The sequence below is a fragment of the Sporomusa rhizae genome, from assembly GCF_041428845.1.
Taxonomy (GTDB): Bacteria; Bacillota; Negativicutes; order Sporomusales; family Sporomusaceae; genus Sporomusa; species Sporomusa rhizae.
Genome location: NZ_CP156925.1, coordinates 2,181,011 through 2,199,472, shown reverse-complemented (window position 1 = coordinate 2,199,472; position 18,462 = coordinate 2,181,011). Strand labels below are relative to the sequence as shown.

Annotated in this window: 17 protein-coding genes; 1 reads left to right on the top strand and 16 read right to left on the bottom strand. The window is 43.2% G+C overall.

Going from position 1 to position 18,462, the window contains the following annotated elements:
* Positions 1–54 precede the first annotated feature (54 nt).
* From SRRS_RS09975 to SRRS_RS09920, 12 genes are all read right to left on the bottom strand, one after another.
* The gene (locus SRRS_RS09975) at positions 55–1,239 is read right to left on the bottom strand and encodes an ROK family protein (RefSeq protein ID WP_371368416.1); all 1,185 of its coding nucleotides are present in this window, start codon (positions 1,237–1,239) and stop codon (positions 55–57) included.
* A gap of 8 nt (positions 1,240–1,247) precedes the next feature.
* On the bottom strand, positions 1,248–2,234 hold the full coding sequence (gene galE, locus SRRS_RS09970) for a UDP-glucose 4-epimerase GalE (RefSeq protein WP_371368414.1): 987 nt from the start codon (positions 2,232–2,234) through the stop codon (positions 1,248–1,250).
* Positions 2,231–3,172: a hypothetical protein gene (locus SRRS_RS09965; protein WP_371368413.1), complete on the bottom strand. Its 942-nt coding sequence runs from the start codon at positions 3,170–3,172 to the stop codon at positions 2,231–2,233. Before SRRS_RS09965 ends, galE begins: the two co-directional genes overlap by 4 nt.
* A gap of 8 nt (positions 3,173–3,180) precedes the next feature.
* Entirely contained in the window at positions 3,181–4,347 is a 1,167-nt protein-coding gene (locus tag SRRS_RS09960) for a galactokinase (RefSeq protein WP_371368411.1), read from the bottom strand.
* On the bottom strand, positions 4,340–5,332 hold the full coding sequence (gene galT, locus SRRS_RS09955) for a galactose-1-phosphate uridylyltransferase (RefSeq protein WP_371368409.1): 993 nt from the start codon (positions 5,330–5,332) through the stop codon (positions 4,340–4,342). Before galT ends, SRRS_RS09960 begins: the two co-directional genes overlap by 8 nt.
* A gap of 147 nt (positions 5,333–5,479) precedes the next feature.
* Positions 5,480–6,748 (bottom strand): ATP-binding protein, encoded by a 1,269-nt coding sequence (locus tag SRRS_RS09950; RefSeq protein ID WP_371368407.1) that lies wholly within the window; start codon positions 6,746–6,748, stop codon positions 5,480–5,482.
* A gap of 31 nt (positions 6,749–6,779) precedes the next feature.
* Complete coding sequence (ilvB, locus tag SRRS_RS09945) at positions 6,780–8,450, bottom strand: biosynthetic-type acetolactate synthase large subunit (RefSeq protein ID WP_371368405.1); 1,671 nt, start codon at positions 8,448–8,450, stop codon at positions 6,780–6,782.
* A 3-nt stretch (positions 8,451–8,453) separates the two neighbouring features.
* On the bottom strand, positions 8,454–8,696 hold the full coding sequence (locus SRRS_RS09940) for an ACT domain-containing protein (protein ID WP_371368403.1): 243 nt from the start codon (positions 8,694–8,696) through the stop codon (positions 8,454–8,456).
* A 410-nt stretch (positions 8,697–9,106) separates the two neighbouring features.
* Positions 9,107–9,823, bottom strand: coding sequence for a class II aldolase/adducin family protein (locus SRRS_RS09935; RefSeq protein WP_371368401.1), 717 nt, complete (start codon positions 9,821–9,823; stop codon positions 9,107–9,109).
* A gap of 11 nt (positions 9,824–9,834) precedes the next feature.
* Positions 9,835–10,302 carry a pyridoxamine 5'-phosphate oxidase family protein gene (locus SRRS_RS09930; protein WP_371368400.1) on the bottom strand — a complete coding sequence of 156 codons (468 nt, stop codon included), beginning with the start codon at positions 10,300–10,302 and terminating at the stop codon, positions 9,835–9,837.
* A gap of 61 nt (positions 10,303–10,363) precedes the next feature.
* Entirely contained in the window at positions 10,364–11,182 is an 819-nt protein-coding gene (gene mutM / locus SRRS_RS09925) for a bifunctional DNA-formamidopyrimidine glycosylase/DNA-(apurinic or apyrimidinic site) lyase (RefSeq protein ID WP_371368398.1), read from the bottom strand.
* A 3-nt stretch (positions 11,183–11,185) separates the two neighbouring features.
* The gene (locus SRRS_RS09920) at positions 11,186–12,256 is read right to left on the bottom strand and encodes a GNAT family N-acetyltransferase (RefSeq protein WP_371368396.1); all 1,071 of its coding nucleotides are present in this window, start codon (positions 12,254–12,256) and stop codon (positions 11,186–11,188) included.
* Between the two features lie 258 nt (positions 12,257–12,514).
* On the opposite strand from SRRS_RS09920, the gene SRRS_RS09915 reads away from it, so the two are divergent.
* Positions 12,515–12,919, top strand: coding sequence for a hypothetical protein (locus SRRS_RS09915; RefSeq protein WP_371368394.1), 405 nt, complete (start codon positions 12,515–12,517; stop codon positions 12,917–12,919).
* 72 nt (positions 12,920–12,991) lie between these two features.
* Here SRRS_RS09915 and SRRS_RS09910 read toward each other — a convergent pair whose 3' ends face one another.
* The 4 genes from SRRS_RS09910 to citG form a co-directional block, all read right to left on the bottom strand.
* Positions 12,992–13,852 carry a YitT family protein gene (locus SRRS_RS09910; RefSeq protein ID WP_371368392.1) on the bottom strand — a complete coding sequence of 287 codons (861 nt, stop codon included), beginning with the start codon at positions 13,850–13,852 and terminating at the stop codon, positions 12,992–12,994.
* A gap of 27 nt (positions 13,853–13,879) precedes the next feature.
* Complete coding sequence (locus SRRS_RS09905; protein ID WP_371368390.1) at positions 13,880–15,499, bottom strand: ABC-F family ATP-binding cassette domain-containing protein; 1,620 nt, start codon at positions 15,497–15,499, stop codon at positions 13,880–13,882.
* 124 nt (positions 15,500–15,623) lie between these two features.
* A complete protein-coding gene (locus SRRS_RS09900; RefSeq protein WP_371368388.1) occupies positions 15,624–16,973 on the bottom strand; it encodes a pyruvate carboxylase subunit B in 1,350 nt (449 codons plus the stop codon).
* Positions 16,974–17,000: 27 nt separating this feature from the next.
* Positions 17,001–18,389, bottom strand: coding sequence for a triphosphoribosyl-dephospho-CoA synthase CitG (gene citG, locus SRRS_RS09895; RefSeq protein ID WP_371368387.1), 1,389 nt, complete (start codon positions 18,387–18,389; stop codon positions 17,001–17,003).
* Positions 18,390–18,462 lie beyond the last annotated feature (73 nt).

The following is an 18,462-nucleotide window of genomic DNA, read 5'->3' as shown; positions in this document are numbered from 1 at the left end:
TTATATGTAATCAAAAAGCATAATAGTATAAGCATCGCCCACAAAGTAATGATATCAATTAATATCAACGATTTTACCGGCTAATTCCGAAAATACCATATCGGCAGCGCCTTTCATGGTATTTTCATTGGTCTCAGTTGAATATTTGATATTAAGTACACTGCTGCAGCTTTCAAACGAGCGGAAGGCCACCGTGTCCCAAACCGTCTTTTCAATATATTTACTGGCTTTGGCTAACCCACCACCAATGACCACAAGCTCGGGATTAAAGATATTTACTAAGTTGGCAATACCAATTCCCAGATAACCGGCAACCTGCCCTAGCATTCTTATAGATAAAGCATCGCCGGCATCCGCGGCCTGGTAAATATCTTCCGGAGCAATGTTTAATAAATCCCCTTTGACAATATCTGTAACCCGCGAAATTTGCCCCGCCCGTATACCTGCTGCCACTAAATTAACCAGAGCAGTTTCGGACGCCACTGCTTCCATGCAGCCGGTATTACCGCAACTACATAACGGCCCGGCCACATCGATGACGGTATGGCCGACTTCCCCGGCGCTGCCGTTTATTCCCCGGTACAGAGAACCATTAAACATAATTCCGCTGCCAATTCCGAAGCCAACTTTCAGCAAAATCATGTTAACAGCATCTTGTGCAACACCAAAGAAGTACTCGCCATAGGCAAGAACATGACTATCATTTTCAATAAAGGTTGGAATACGGTTCTTCTCTTCAATAATGTATTTCAGAGGGACATTTTTCCAACCGATATTAGGAGCAAAGACGGAAATTCCTTCCTGCGTCCTGACCGGACCGCGTATGACAACTCCAATAGCCAAAGGCTGCTTTGCCGCCGCTTTACGGCAATTGTCAATTACTTCTTGTATTAGTTCCAGGATTGTTGAATGTTCCATACCTCTGATACTGACTGTCTGCTCAAAATGTACCTGAAGAGCAGTATCTACTACATACCCAATCATTTTAAATGATCGGATATGGATAATAATTACCTGTCCGGAATCCGGATTAACCTTTAAGAGCAATGGCCGGCGTCCACCGCTTGACGCACCTATCATGTAGTCAATAATAATCCCTGCATCCAATAATTTATTAGTAATATTGGTTACTGTGGGCGGAGTCAGACCTGAAAATCGTGCTATATCAGCTCTTGAAACCGGCCCGTGGCGCCTGATTATATTAAAAATTTGCCCGTCATTTGGGCTCAGTACAGACATATTACCCCTCAACCAGCAAAACCATCAGGATTTTGTTGATGCCAATGCCATGCTGTTTCGATTATTTTGTTAATATCGGTATATTCAGGCTGCCACCCCAATTCCTGACGGATTTTCTGTGAGCCTGCAACCAAAATCGCGGGATCTCCAGCACGACGGGGTGCTATTTCTTTTGGTACAGTAAGACCAGTGACCGCTTCGGCGGCTTCAATTACTTCCTTTACCGTGAATCCATTGCCATTGCCAAGATTATATACGGCAGACCCATGACCGTTATACAAGGCTTTAAGTGCTAAAACATGGGCTTGGCCCAAATCATTGACATGAATATAATCCCGTACACAAGTGCCGTCTGTGGTCGGATAATCCTCCCCAAAAATTTTGAGCTTATCGGTTTTCCCTAAACAAGCCTTAAGAACGAGTGGTATCAGATGTGTCTCCGGTTGATGATCTTCACCAATATCACCGGCAACATCCGCACCACAGGCATTAAAATAGCGCAGCGCTATATAATTAAGTCCATAGGTACGCGAGTAATCAGCCATAACATTTTCCATGATCAGTTTAGTGCGCCCATAAACATTAGTAGGATTTTTGGCAATCTCTTCTGTTATTAGTGAGGTTTCAGGCTCGCCATACACAGCAGCCGTTGAGGAGAATACCAGTTTATTAACGCCGTTCGCCAGCATAACATCCAGAAGATTGAGAGTTCCAACTACATTGTTATGATAGTACTCACGGGGATTAACCATTGATACTCCCACTAAGCTGTACGCCGCAAAATGAACTACAGAACTTATATCAAACCGCTTTAGAGTGTCCGTTAACTTTTCACTGTCAAATATATCGCCTTCCACGAACAAGCTGTTCTTTATTGCCTCTTTATGACCTGTTACCAAGTTATCATATACAACAACCTTACCGCCTGTTTTTTCTAAAAGCCGTACGGTATGGGAGCCGATATAACCAGCGCCGCCTGTTACTAAAATATTCATGGTAGTTCCTCCAAGTTAATATTTAAATACCATTGTAGCACAGTTCCAGGTGCCAGTGGTTCAATAGAACCAAGTTTATAAGCAATTTCTGGTGAGTCATAAAAGCCGGATGCCGGTTCTAATGCACAATTGTATTCTCCTTTGAAACCGCCTTGATTTATCCATATCCCTAAATAAGGGACTTTGTTTTCAGGAAACATCAACTGATACAGCAGCCGGTTATTATTCAAAGTTAACGCTGCCTGCCCGGTTTTTACTTTACCATTCACATAGAGCTTTTCGGTATCATTGGCCGTTCTAGGCTTAATGCCATCAAGTCTGAAGGTAGCGCCGCTCTTATCTACCGTCTCAGGGAAGTTATACAAGGTACCTGCTGATCCTAACTTTGCACTTTCGTGCACATTGACCACAGTGGTTATTTCCGGCAAAATAATTTGCGTACTTTCATCACAAGCCACTAGCCCGTGAAATGCCCAAACTCCATATAATGGTTTATCTCCTGTATTTATGATTTGATATTCCATTTGGACACAACCATCGTGTAAATACATGGCACGCTTAAATTCATAAGGCAAAACTCGCCCGCGTGTTTTAAAACATAAGCGGTTACCTGTTGCTTTCATCCGCCAGGGAACACTCCATAGCTCGCCATGATCTGGCAGTTGTAGCCCCTCATAATAACCACAGGGATATTTACAAGCGTCAATGGTCGGATACATTTCATCGGCACCAGCCGTGTCGAAATCCGCAAATGCAGCGCCATATGCACTTAAGCGAAAACAGCCATCGGTGGGTTGAAAGAAGACTTCAAAATTTTGCGGCTTATATATTAATGAAGCAATTTTGGCACCTAGTTCTGGTAAAACAACAAGTTTAAGCCACTTGTTTTCCATAACTACCGCATTAAGCCCCTTGAAGTTTACAAAATAAATCTGCATCTATCCACTTACCCTTCAAGCCGCTTTACCCCATCAGCAATTCCGACAACATAAAATTCTGCATTACGGCCAACTTCCGAATTATACCTTGCACCGACTATTGTCATAAATCCAGGCAAAAACTCAGTTTCGACTAAGGCGATAGCACACCCGCCAAATCCAGCCCCTGTCATTCGCGCGCCAATACACCCCGGTGCCTGTAGTGCATTTTCAACAATAACATCGAGTTCAAAACCGGTAACTTCATAATCGCATTTAAGTGATAAATGCGACTCTAACATTAACTTACCAAATCCTTCGATTTCCCCTTTATCCAAAAGACTTACCGCCATTTGCACCCTATTGTTTTCAGACACAACATGCCGGGCCCGTTGACGTAAAATACCGTCCGGGAGATAAGTTTCAACCTCAGGAAGAGTAGCTTGACAAAGATTCTCTAAATCCCTATGGCGTTTAAGTATTGCCAATGCCTGCTCGCATTCGCTGTGCCGTTCATTATATTTAGATTCGGCCAATTCGCGTTTTTTGTTGGTATTCATTATCACCATACTATGTTCCTTTAGCACAAAAGGTATATAGTTATACTGCAAAGTCTGGCAGTCAAGCAGAATAGCATAGTCCTGCCTGCCCATGGCAACAGCAAACTGATCCATGATGCCACAGTTAACCCCGATAAAACGATTTTCAACGTTCTTACAAAAACTAGCCAGCTCTGAACGATTAATAATGCTAATTGGCTCCATGCTTCTAAGCATATAGGCGGTAAGTACCAGTAAAGCTGCCGAAGAAGACAAGCCGGTACCATCGGGCAGATTTCCGGCAAAAAGAATATCATACCCACCAAGAGCATAACCCGCTTCTAACATATGTTTGATAACGCCTTTGGGATAATTTGCCCAACCGTCTTCCGGGCAGTTTTCCAAAAGCTTGGTTATGTCCAGTTTCACTGCCGGAACTGCATTAGTAGATGTTAAGACAATAGAAGTATCCTGCCGCCGCCTAATGGCTCCGTATATTCCTAAAGATATGGCTGCGGGAAAAACCTGGCCGCCATTATAATCAATATGTTCGCCAATCAGATTAATCCGGCCCGGCGAAAAATAATACTGCACCGGCTGACCATTGGCACCATACACCTGTTCAAAGGCGGTTCTCACAGCATGAACATCAAGCATCCTGTTCCTCCTCCGCCACAAACCGTTCATAAGCTTCTCGCAGCGCTACTGCTGTTTGCTCTACTGACATAGGATTGCAAGCCGCCCATGCCCCCATTTCCGATGAAGCATAGAATTTTATTTTATTAGCCTCCCTTAGAGGAGGATAGAACTCAATATGAAAATGGTAATATTCATCCGAATCGCGATATTCCTCTGTATTTACAGGAGTTTGGTGAATACACATCATATAAGGAAATAGTTTATTGAAGAGATTATCAAACGCGCCGGCGATATTTTTAAGCATAGCCGCTAAATCACGTCTTTCCTGCTTGTCGAATTGAGTTATATTGCCTTTATGAAGTTTGCTGACAATAAATACCCCATAAGGATAATCAGTAAAAAAAGGTAAATAAGCAATAAAGTTCTTATTTTCAGCAATAATCCGCTGCCGGACGGAAGACTCTTCCTTATTCATATCACAAACCAGGCAGCGTCCTTCCTGACGAAAATACTGCCGGCAGTTATTAAGCTCAAGTTGAATTTTCTGCGGCACAAATGGATAGGCATAGATCTGCCCATGGGGATGAGGCATAGTAACGCCGACTTCTTCTCCCCTGTTTTCAAATTGAAACACATATTTTATTTTAGAGTCACTCGACAATTCTGTGTATCTCTCTGCAAGTAAATTAATCAGCTTCGCTATATGGCTGACAGGCAAATTCGATAAGGTTGCATAATGCTCGGGCGAATATAAGATAACTTCACATTTGCCATAATTCGGTGACACTTTATATGGCGCACTGCCCATCGGGTCCGGCGTCTCCGGACTTAAGGTCAATGCCGGAAAATCATTATCATATTTATAAACATCATAATTTTCGGGTACCTTTCCTGACCCAGGGCAAAATGGGCACCAATCTGTTGGCAGATGTGGTCTGGCCTGTCTGTTTGCTGCAACCATTGTCCATGTTGATAATAACGGATTCCACCTTAGTTCTGCCATAGTACGCCTCCAAACAAAAGCAAATACTTTATTAAATACTTTATTAAGTCATTATTTAGATAATTCCTTAAAAAATAGTAAAATCCTCCTTCTTTTGGAAGTTTTCTCAAAATAAATAAGACTTAGCATACGCTAAGTCTGTCTAAGTTAATTAGCAACTTCTCCGGCGAGATAGTCGATAAGTTGTTTAGCAATCCGTCCTGACCGGCCTGAATGCGACATCTCCCATCGTAAAGCTTCAGAACGAAGTTCAGCGCCGGTCAGATGAATACGGCTTTTCCGGGCAATTTCCTCGACAATTTTGAAATATTCCTCTTGATTAGGTAAGGTATAAAACAAAGTTATACCAAAGCGGTCGGCTAACGAGATCTTCTCGTTTATGGTATCCTGACGATGTAATTCATTGCCGCCGCGTTCTTCCCAAGTTTCCTTTACCAAGTTTCGCCGGTTGGAGGTAGCATAAATTAAAACATTATCCGGACGAACTTCTACTCCGCCATCAATCAGTGATTTTAAAATCTTATATTCTGCTTCATACTCCTCAAAAGATAAATCATCAATAAAAATAATGAACTTTTTATCCCATTGGCGCAATACCGACATAATTTCCGGTAAGTACTTAAAATCGGATTTACTTATCTCAACGAGTCTAAGCCCCTTATCACTATATCGATTAGCCACTGCTTTAACAGAGGATGACTTACCCGTTCCTCTAGCCCCTACCAGCAGGACATTATTAGCAGGTCTGCCTTGCACAAAGGCCTCGGAATTACGGACAAGTTCGGCTTTCTGATATTCATAGCCAATAATATCCTGCAATTGGACAGTATCGGAATGTTCCACTCCGACAAGTTCCCGCCGTTCCGCATTCCAGCGAAATGCACTAAAGCCGGCCAGTCGACCGCAGCCATAACGATGATAATGTTGAATAAGTGCCTTGGCTATTTCTTCCTTGCTGGGCCTTGGATTATTAGAAAGGAATAACTGCTTAAAATCTGCTAAGTACCGAAGACGGTTTGACTTCATAGCATCTTTCGAACTCGCCGGCTTATAGTCTTCTATAATCGCACGTATTTCTTGAGAAAACAACCCACTTAGCGTGGGTTGCAATAGACTTTGTATAATCCCGATATCGTGGACAACCGCCTTTATCAAACCACTATCTATCACTATATTGGTTCTTTGCGCCGTAAGACTGATGATATTCTCATCCCGCCCCAAAAGACCCAAAAAGTAATTATCGGGAATACTACCCGTTGCTCCGTTCTCCTCTGCCCACTCAATCAAACTGCCAGCAAGTTCATATTCGTGACTATTGCCTTTGTCTCCGAGTGTTAGCAACCCCTTTATAACATTATCCTTTAACAAGGTACGAAAAACCAATAATTTGTTAAGTTCCTGATAAATTTTCGCCACGATAAACCTCCTATGGAAAATTTGCGAGACACTATTCGATAAACTGGTCGATAGGTTTACCTGGAGCTGTCATCGGAGTAACTACAAGATCCGGATCAATATTGGCCACAACAACAGCCGGTTTATTGGCTGTAAGCGCCTGAGTAAACGCTGCTTCAAACTCACGTGGGGTTGCCGCTTGCAAGGCTAATGCTCCGCAAGCCTCAACAAATCCGGCAAAATTGAACTCCGGTAAACTTGTCGAAGAGTATCGCTCTTCAAAAAAAAGCTTCTGCCATTGACGTACCATTCCTAAAGACCTGTTATTCATCACAACACATACTATCGGAAGATCATGGTTAACAATGGTATATAACTCCATGCCGGTCATTTTAAAACCGCCATCCCCGGCAATCAAGACAACTCGTCGCTCAGGACATCCGGCCTGAGCTCCCAGGGCAGCCGGTACGCCAAACCCCATTGTCCCTAAGCCACCTGAGGTAAGCCAACTGCGTGAGCCGTCAATAGCTAGATGCTGTGCTGCCCACATTTGGTGCTGCCCGACATCGGTAACCCAAGTAACGGGTATATTCGCCGTTTTTTCTGACATATACCGCATAATCCAGGGAGGTGTCAAGTGCTCACTCTCGTAAGCAACCGCATATTCCTGCCGCCACTTGGCGATTTCTTCCCACCAGGCACCTCTCCTATTCTTATTGTTTTCGGGCAGATAGCCTGTTATTTGCGAGAGAATGGTACATAAATCGCCCGCAATCATAATGTCCGCAGTAATGTTTTTATCAAATTCCGCTACATCCACATCGAGGTGAATGACTGTTTTACCTGTTGAGTACTGTTTGGGATCACCTGTAACTCTGTCGCTAAACCGGGTCCCTACCGCTACGATAACATCAGCTTTTGTAACCGCTAAATTAGCTGCTTTATGTCCATGCATTCCAGTCAAGCCTAAAAACTGTGAGTGTGAAGCGGCAAAAGCTCCTAGCCCCATTAAAGTACTGACAACAGGTATACCGCTAGCCTCAACCAGCTTCCTTACAGACACTTCAGCTTTCCCAGCCTTTACCCCACCGCCAATAACCATCACCGGACGTTTTGCTGCTGTCAAAGCCGCTGCCGCAGATCGAACGCTTTGATCAGACAGATGTGCAGTTGCCCGCTGGGATTGATGTAGTATCTGCGGCATTTCCGGGCAATAATCAGCAAGACCTGTTAAAATGTCTTTGGGAACATCAATAAGTACGGGTCCCGGCCGGCCGCTGCCGGCAATCGCAAATGCCTGCCTAATTGTATCTGCTAACATGGTAATATCGCGCACCAAGAAGTTATGCTTGGTAACCGCCATAGTAACGCCAGTTATATCAATCTCCTGAAAAGAATCCCGTCCCAAAAGCGTCGTCGGCACCTGGCCGGTGATAGCAACAACCGGCGAGGAGTCCATAAACGCTGTCGCCAAACCGGTGACGAGATTAGTGGCCCCCGGACCCGATGTAGCAATACATACTCCCACCCGGCCCGTTGCTCTGGCATAGCCATCCGCAGCATGGGCCGCCCCCTGTTCATGCACTGTCAAAACATGTTTGAGCGGCGCGTCATATAAGGCATCATAAAGGGGCATAATTTGCCCGCCAGGATAGCCAAATACTGTATCGACACCCAAAGCAAGCAGTGATTCTATAATAATATTGCTTCCAGTTTTTTTCATTACTTAGCCCCCCACGTAACAATCCTCGACCTTAACCACATCAATAAGCTTTGCTACATGGCTGTAAAGCTGACGGGGCGCAGCCTGATTATTGGTGACTACTGCTGTAACTTGTACATGCTCCTGACAAGAATCAGGCTCTACCGAAAGACTCTCTATAATATAGCCGCGCCTATATAAGAGTCCGGTCAGCCGCACAAGCGCATCTCCCTGACGCTTAAGTATGATTGAAATCCCTTGTTTCATGGTTTACACCCCTTTTCAATAAAATTAAAACGCCCCTGTTGCATAGATACGACTATGCAACAGGGGCGAAAAATTCCGCGGTACCACCCTGTATTTTACTCATCCACCGGCCATCACCGGCTGCTCTGCTAACGTAGAGCCTACGCCCCAGCTTACGGCGCTAACTCATTGGAGCTTAGCACTTTGGGCAGGAAGTTCGTGGGTGATTTAGAATAAACACACCGTACCGGTTCACACCATCCACCGGTTCTCTGCAACGGGTTTATGATTATTCCGCTCCCAGTCATCACTTTTACGAGTAGATTATTCAATTGAGATTACACACATCAAACAACACTGTAATGTTGTAACGTTATTTATATTATCCCAAAATCAAAACGAAATGTCAATAGCGATCTTTACAGTTTTTATCATTTTTCTGTTGAATTTCGATAACATTGTAAACCACAACTTACTCCACATATGCCGCCAGGATGTCTTCCCGCTATACCCATTCTTCTTCTAATTTGATATAAATCCTGGACTTGTTTGTTTGATAGCTCTTGCGCATTCCCTAGCTGATTTGATAAGAAGGTTAGCTTAGCGTAAAACTCCACCGACTCTAATTTATGATATGCGGTGAGCAAACTGTCGCTCCATGCTAATGCACCGTGATTAGCTAATAAAACCGCATCGAAGTGTTCCAGGAACGGGGCAACCGCGTCAGGTACTTCATTTGTCGATGGCGTTCCATAATCGGCAACCGGCACACAGCCAAGCATGACAACAGCTTCGGCAATAAGCGGTCTATTGAGCGAAGTATGACTAATGGCAAAGGTAGTTGCATAGGGCGGATGGGCATGAACAACGGCCTTAACATCCGGCCGCTCCCGATATACTCGAAGATGCATTTTAAGTTCGGAAGAGGGACGCCAATCGCCTTCGGCGCTAACTACTCTACCTTCCATATCCACTGTAATCAGCATCTCCGGAGTCATAAACCCTTTACTTACTCCGGTAGGAGTGGTAATAACCTCGTCAGTGTTAAGCCGTACACTGATATTTCCATCATTAGCGGCAACAAACCCGCTGTCGTACATCCGCTTACCGATCTGACATATATCTAGTTTAAGTTGGTTCTCCGTCATTTTTCTATCTCCTACTGCGGTCTTACTTTACCTGTTATATGTTCAATAACAATTTTGACCACGGTTGTTTTCTCATTACTCTTTTGGATGTATTCTTTCCCTTTTTCCATATAATCAGGTGCATATTTTTCTATCAATGCCACCAATGCATCGTTCTTTTCCTGCCCCTGAATTATAGTTGCTTGGCCAAATACAATAACACTTTCGTAAGCTGTCGTAAATTTTTCCGGTATCGACTGTTTGTCTCCGATAACACAAAAAGAAACCTTATTATTCGTTTTAATGTTATCCAGCTTGACTCCTTCGTTGGCGCAATGAAAATAAATACTGTCGTCCCTGTACACATAACTTACCGGCACACCGTAGGCATAGCCATTCTGATTTACAGTTGACAGTACACCGTACTCACATTTTTCTAAAATTACAGCAACTTCCGCCCCACTTACTTGCCTGTCCTGCCTTCGCATGGTCTTAAACATTTTATCACCTTCTCTGGTTATTTTGGTATACTATACCAAAATCTCAGGAAAAGGTAAATACTTAACGCTGACACACAGGACAATAGAAAGCATTTCTGCCACCTACGCGCTTAGTTTCAATAAGAGTTCCACATATATAACAGGGCTTGCCGGTACGATAGGCAACTTGCAAATGCGGCTCAAAGCCACCGGTAAGTGTATCGTCTGAGGTAAACTTTTCTTCATAGACTCCGCCTAACTTAATTGCGCGGGTTAAAATATCACGAATACAATAATATAAATTAGTCCGTTCCTCTGCTGTCAGCTGCGATGTTTTTCGCTCAGGTCTGATCCTGCTGCAAAACAAAGTCTCATTAGAATAGACATTGCCAATACCGGCAAGAAATTCTTGATCCATAAGCAACGGTTTTATCATCCCCTTCCGTTTTGCTAACAGGTTTAAAAAAAACGCTAGCGAAAATTCTGCCGAAAGCGGCTCCGGTCCGAGCCCAGCCAGTTCTGGCATACTAGCAAAGTCACTACCAGGCACAAGATGAAGATAGCCAAGATTAAGTTTATAAAAAGCTAATTTTTCTCCCGAGGCTAACACAAGAGAAACAGAAGGGGTAGCTTGTATTTCTTCATGATTATAAAACAAGCGCACATATCCCTCCAGCATAAAATGCACCACAAGCGAGTATCCGTTTGCCAAACTAATAATTATCTGTTTGGCCCGTCTCCCGATGGTGCTTACTTGCTGGTTTACTATTGCGCTACTAAAATCCCCTGTCGATACATTAAGCGCTTTCTCCCGATTAACGGTTACTGCGCTTATTACCTGGCCCTGAAGCTTTTGTTCAAGATGATATCTTACTGTCTCAATCTCAGGAATTTCCGGCACTTTCTAGTACCCCTCTTTCTTAATAGTGTTTTTAAAATGCTTGCCGGTAACAGGCTTCGTTCTCATTATTTTTCTTACAGCTTCCCGCCGCTTAGTTACTGAAGGTCGATACATCAAGTAATAGGCCAAATCATTATTAAAACCCAAATTTTCAAGTGCCGCTTTTTTGGACAAATCATCATTATATATAGTAGTGGTTATTACACCCTGGCTGTACTTTTCCGCAATAATGCTAACAGCTTCTGTAAGCAGACCTAATCTTAGCCGCTCAAAGTCGGGATGAAGAATAAGGCTGATCACGTGGCTTTTTACCTTCAGGTAACTAACGACCGTAAGCCACGCAACGATTTTCCCCTCCCGCTCTATGACATACTCCTGCTTTCGTTTGCGCATTAAATAGCTCTTAATACTGTCCAGATGTCTGACCATCATACTGGGATTAAACTCTCGATGCATCCGTTTGACTACCTGCCTCATGGCAGCCGACACAGATTCTTGATATAGATAGTAAAGCTTGGCTCGATCCTCTTCGGCAAGCGGTCTGAATCCCTCTAATTTTATCGCCGGATGTTTTATCTTAGCCTTATCTGACCCTAAGTGCAGTTCATAATGTAGTATTTCCGCTGCATTTCTAAATCCTAGCCGCTGATAAAAACGGTAGGCAGGATTATCAACCCTGACTTCAAGAACAACATCATAATCATTCACATCGGCAACATTAGCCAGCAGCTTAGATAAAACCCACCGTCCTAATCCCTGCCCCCGGCATTGTTTACTGAACGCAAGATAATCTATATGCATTTGCACAGGGTTTAAAAAAGAAATCTGGATAAAACCAACTACCTTGGCACCGAATTTTACAACATAGATATTGAAATGATTTTTTATCCACATGGAAAACCGGCTTAGTGGCTGCAAAAGATAATAAAACTGGTGTGCGCGGCGAATGCGTCGTTTCAATTGCTCTATTTCTACTTCTCCATGAAAAGCACTGGCAAATAACTTTTCCAGTTGGTCAAAGTCTGTCCGCCGAACTCTTTCAATTGTTACATTTTCCAATGGTTTTTCCGACATAGGTGCACCTCTGCTAGCAGTTTAATCCTACACGAGAAAATCATGAAGTTAAACTCATTGTGTGATAGGCAATTAATCTTTAGGTAGCTGCCCTATTGAAAGTTAGTCTACTTTATTGACTATTATCGGTTATAAGCGCTTTTTTTACACCCTAGACTTGGAATACACTAAACTGCCGGATTGTTTGTCCTAACTGCTTTTGTTATAATTAATTTGATTGGTTACTACTAAACCGTGCCGATGGAGGTTTGATTATAGATGATTTGTCAAAAATGCAACTCTGAAATCCCCGCAGGCGAAGAAGTAAAACACCGGGGACAGTTACTCTGCGAGGACTGTTATATTGAAGTACTTGAGCCACCTCGCAGTTGCGACGTAGCTGCTGTATACAGCGCAAAGTCTGCCCGCAGAGCCGCCGGTCACCAAGGCACCGATGGCCTGACCGACTTGCAAAAAGCCATTTATAATTTTGTAAAAGCGGAAGGCCCGGTTACCCATGATCAAGTCATGCAAAAGCTTAAGATTTCGCGTCAGCAACTTGATAAAAACTTTGCCATTTTACGTCATTGCGAACTACTTCGCGCCTTCCGGGAAAATGGTCAGGTTTTTGTTACTATATGGACTGAAGGCGGACCCGGTGAAATGAATATTGGTAATCGCTAAGAATGCCAATCAGTAGCGATTACCAATAAGGTCTAAAAAAGATTGCCATGCTATGGCAATCTTTTTTTTATTTTAGTGTATGGCTTTTTTCTTAAACCGGCCGCCGAATACCTCATGCACCTCATTAATAGTAACAAAAGCATCTTCGTCTTTTTCATAAATAATCGACTTTAATTTGGCGATCTCCAACCGAGTTACTACCGAATACAATACCCGTTTAGGCTCTCCGGTAAACCCCCCGGCACCATGCAGTACAGTAACGCCCCGGCCTAGACGGGCCATGAGTGCCTCAGCGATTTCATCGGGGTAATCAGTAACAATCATAATCCCCTTCGACTCATCCAAGCCCTCAATGGTAATATCAATAACTTTAAAAGCAACAAAGTAAGCTACCAGAGAATACATAGCTTTTTCCCAACTGAATACCAATCCGGCGCTGCTCAAAATGAACAGGTTAAAAAACATGATAATCTCGCCGACAGAAAAACCTGTCCGTTTATCTAACAGTATTGCCATAATCTCAGTTCCGTCAAGCGAGCCGCCGTTTCTGATAATTAAACCTACCCCTACGCCTAAAATGATCCCGCCAAATATAGCCGCCAAAAACAAATCGTTAGTTAATTCCGGCACGGGGTGAAATACATATACCCAGCAGGACAAAGATATAATTGAAAACAAGGTTGACAAAGCAAACGTCTTACCAATATGGTTATAACCTATATAGAGAAACGGTAAATTTAGCAAAATCAAAAATACGCTAATATCCAGACCGGTAAGAGAACTTGCCATAATTGCAATACCAACAACACCACCATCAATAATCTGGTTAGGAACAAGAAAAATTTCCAGACCTATGGCAGCAAGGATTGATCCAATAAATAAAATACAATACTTCTTAATAGTAAACATTACTGGATTCCTCGTGTGTGGCATAACATGCCCCCTTTATTCAGACTATATCTACTTACGATATAACTCCGCTAACAGGTTCTTAACATCGGCATTATCCAAATATTCATCATAACTCATCCGCCGGTCAACAATGCCGTTTGGCGTGATCTCAATAATACGGTTGGCAATCGTTTGGATAAACTGGTGGTCGTGCGACACAAACAGAAGTGTACCGTCGTAATTAATTAAACCATTATTAAGGGAAGTAATTGATTCTAAATCCAAATGGTTTGTGGGTTCATCCAGCAGCAGCACGTTAGCACCGCTCAACATCATCCTCGCCAACATGCAGCGTACCTTTTCACCGCCTGATAACACATTAGCAGCTTTTAAGCTTTCTTCTCCTGAAAATAGCATACGTCCTAAAAATCCTCGAATAAAGGACTCTTCCTGATCGCGAGAAAACTGCCGCAGCCAGTCTACCAAATTCAGTTCTACCCCATCGAAAAACTCCGAATTATCTTTCGGGAAATAGGCTTGGCTCGTAGTCACGCCCCACTTGAAAGAACCACTATCTGCTTCAATCTCATCCATCAAGATTTTAAATAATATAGTTTTGGCAATTCCCTCAGGGCCAACGAAGGCAATTTTATCGCCTTTGGTTACAGTAAAGCTTATATCGTTAAGTACCTGTTCCTCTTCGACTTTTTTACTTATATTCTCAACCGTCAATAGTTGTGCTCCTGCTTCACGGTCAGGTTTAAACGCAATATACGGATATTTACGCGACGAAGGTTTAATGTCGTCCAAAGTAATTTTTTCAAGAAGCTTTTTCCGGGAAGTAGCTTGCTTGGATTTTGAAGCATTAGCACTGAAACGTTGGATGAAGCTTTGCAGATCCTTAATCTTCTCTTCTTTTTTCTTATTGGCTTCCTTGGCTAACTGCAAGGCAAGCTGACTTGACTCCAGCCAAAAATCATAGTTGCCTACATACAACTGGATATTCTGAAAATCGATATCAGCAATATGCGTACATACTTGGTTTAAAAAATGCCTATCGTGAGAAACAACAATAACGGTGTTGGGGAAGTCTGCCAGGAAATTTTCCAGCCAGGAGATCGAATCTATATCCAAGTGGTTGGTTGGTTCGTCCAAAAGAAGAATATCGGGACTACCAAATAAAGCTTGAGCCAAAAGAACCCTTACTTTTTCGTTGCCGCTGAGTTCACTCATTTTTGCCTGATGAAGTTCATCTTTAATACCCAGGCCGTTTAACAATTTAGCTGCCTCAGTCTCGGCATCCCAGCCGTTAAGTTCAGCAAACTCACATTCCAATTCAGATACACGAATGCCGTCTTCATCGGAAAAATCCGGTTTAGCGTACAATTCGTCCTTTTCTTCCATGATAGCATATAAACGGACATGACCCATTATGACTGTTTTTAAAACTTCAAATTCATCAAATTCGTAATGATTTTGTTTAAGCACGGCCAAACGTTCGCCTGGAGTGATAGCAATTTCGCCGGATGTTGGCTCAACTTCACTTGATAGTACTTTTAGGAAGGTGGATTTTCCGGTTCCATTCGCGCCAATAAGACCATAACAATTGCCTGGCGTAAATTTAATATTGACATCTTTGAAAAGAATTCGCTTACCAAATTGTAGTGTTAGATTATTTGTGCTAATCATGAATTATACCCATCTTTCTTTTTATTGCTCGGAATTTTAATTTTAACATATTTTCCAAAAAAAATAAAGTTTTCCGTAAACATAAAAGCAGCACTGTCTAGAGACAGTGCTGCTTGTTACTATTCTACCGGTGTTTGCTAAAAAAGTTTAAGGCTACATCTGGGAATACCGCATAAGACAATACGTCTTCCGTTGAAGCGTTCGGATAGCCCTTTTCGGCAAGTTCCTGCCGGAGAAAATCCATTTGTGGAGCAATATCATCCGCCGGACGATGAGTAATAACCGGTTCATCACCAACAATCATTTTTCTGAATTCAGGATCGATGGGGGCGGGAGTACGGCCATATTTGCCACGAACAAGATCTTTAATTTCCCGTGGGATAACTTTGTAACGCCCTAACATAACGTTGAAAGCAGCCATTGAACCGGTAATCTGGCTAGTCGGAGTAACCAGCGGCGGATAACCAAGTTCTGCCCGGACACGCGGCATTTCTTCCAAAAGATCCGGATATTTATCGGCCATTCCTTGCTCCTTCATTTGATTAAGCAGGTTCGACAGCATACCGCCAGGAATCTGGAAGGATAATACCTTGGTATCAATATCAATGGCAGTATTAAGATTAAAGTCTTGTGCTAGCGATTTTTTTACACTACGGAAGTGATCTGCAATAGGATATAATTGTTCTTTCTTAATACCGGTATCACGCTCAGTACCTTCCAACGCAGCCACAATGGCTTCCGTCGCGGGCTGGGAAGTGCCAAGGGCAAACGGCGATAAAGCACAGTCAATAATATCAACACCGGCCTCAATGGCTTTAAGATAAGTCATGGAAGCCATGCCGCTGGTATAGTGGGTGTGTAATTGAATCGGCACAGCAATATCCGCTTTTAGCGTTTTTACCAGTTCATAGGCTGTATAAGGCGCCAGCAAACCGGACATGTCTTTTATGCAGATAGAATCTGCGCCAAGTTCAACTAAATCTTTGGCTACTTTTAAGAAGCTTTCTTGATTGTGGTAGGGGCTGATAGTATATACAAAAGCGCCTTGGACATGAGCACCGGCCTTTTTTGCTGCCCGCATCGCCACTTCCAGGTTACGAACATCATTTAGCGCATCAAATATTCTAATAATGCCTACACCATTATCGACAGCCCGGTTGACAAATTCTGTGACAACATCGTCGGCATAATGATTATAGCCTAAAACATTCTGGCCGCGTAACAGCATTTGAATAGGTGTCTTTTTAAGATGTTTCTTCAGGGTACGCAGACGTTCCCATGGATCCTCGTCCAGAAAACGCAGGCAACTGTCAAAGGTAGCTCCGCCCCAAGCCTCAAGCGCATGAAAACCAATTTCGTCAAGCTGCTCCAGCATCGGAAGCATATCAGAAATTCGCATACGTGTGGCCGCAAGTGATTGGTGGCCATCTCTCAGCACAGTCTCCATAATTTTAACCCGGTGGTTAGTAGTCATTTAAAATCGGCTCCTTCCCAGATCAATTTATTTATTATAATTTTCGACTAAGTATAAAAAATAGGTAGCGGCTAGTAAATCAGCAACACCGCCAGGGCTAATATTGCGCTTAATAAACTCATCATCAAGAGCACTTATTTGCACGCGGCCGGTTTCTGTAAGCATACCACCTGAATCCATTACCCGCTTAGCTTGGCTTTTTACATCTAGCAAAACCTGCATATCATGGCGATTAAGAATTGTAGTATCTTCAACAACTGTCATTAAACTCATAAGAGTATGCACTAATGTGTCATTTAAGGATAAGCCGCGTTCAAGAGCTTTCTTAAATATGGGCAACCCTTGGTTTCTAATACTGGGTATACCGGCCTCAACCTCTCCCCGAATACCTGTTACACCATATTTTATATATAGTTTTTCCCCTGCTGTCAATTCTGTTGGTAGTTTCTGGTGCAGAGGAGTAAGTTCCCTTGCTACTATTCCCTGAGTCATTGCTGCTGTTACGTCTAAAACTTTGTTGGCATCAGCCGTTCCTGATTGCTTTAAGGCAAACGCAGCGGCAGCGGTTAAAATACCCAGCAAAAACATCAATCCTTTTTGGGTATTGACACCTCCTGTTGCCTGCAGCATTTGTTTTTCACCGTCTTTGCCGATATAACGTAAAACAGGCAGTAATTCCTGCGGTGAACCGCTATGCTTGTACCCGGCATCGGCACAACGAAACATACTGCCGGCAAGCGCACTGCTGCTCATAAGAAAAGTAAAAAAATCCATATCATTATGCGCACCGGAGTTATCACGGTCAACAAGTCCCGGTGATGGTGTACAGGCCGCTTCCATGAGCATAGCCTCAACGGCCCATGAACCTAAATTCCAAACAGTCTCCGGCCAATGGCCTGTAGCTGCTGCTTTAAAAGATGTCAGGCGTTCGTCAACGTTCTGTTTGAGTTCTTGACTGGTATGTTTGCTGGAACGGCGGCATAATACAGCAGGTTCAGCGCACAAAAAACAGGTACGATCCGTATATCCCATTTTACTACGAGAAATTTGCCTTCCCTCAGCATCAAACACATCGATATCAAACAACCTAGCGTATAATCCTGACTCTTCAATAGCAATAGCACTCTGTTTGAGAGTATCTGCCTCACCAGCAGCAGCCAAGATGGCCGCTGGCCCGGTAGACATATACATAAACCGTTCTTCCAGAATAGAAAAACCGGCATCCAACGCCAAAGCTCTAAATCTATCTACCGCGCCCCGTAATAACTGCTGTATGTCAGGGCTGTCTTTTACTGCTCCAGGAATGTTCACGGTAAAGCTGACTACAGGTAACCGGTGAGCACGACGCAATTCAGCCTGAAGGGAAGCAAGCCGTTCTTTAGCCTCCAAAACGGCTTCTAGGGTTATTTCCTGCAACGCCCTATCCCCCTTGCTAATTTTCATTTAATTTTAACATACTTTACCCTAAATAGTAATTATGTATGAGTTT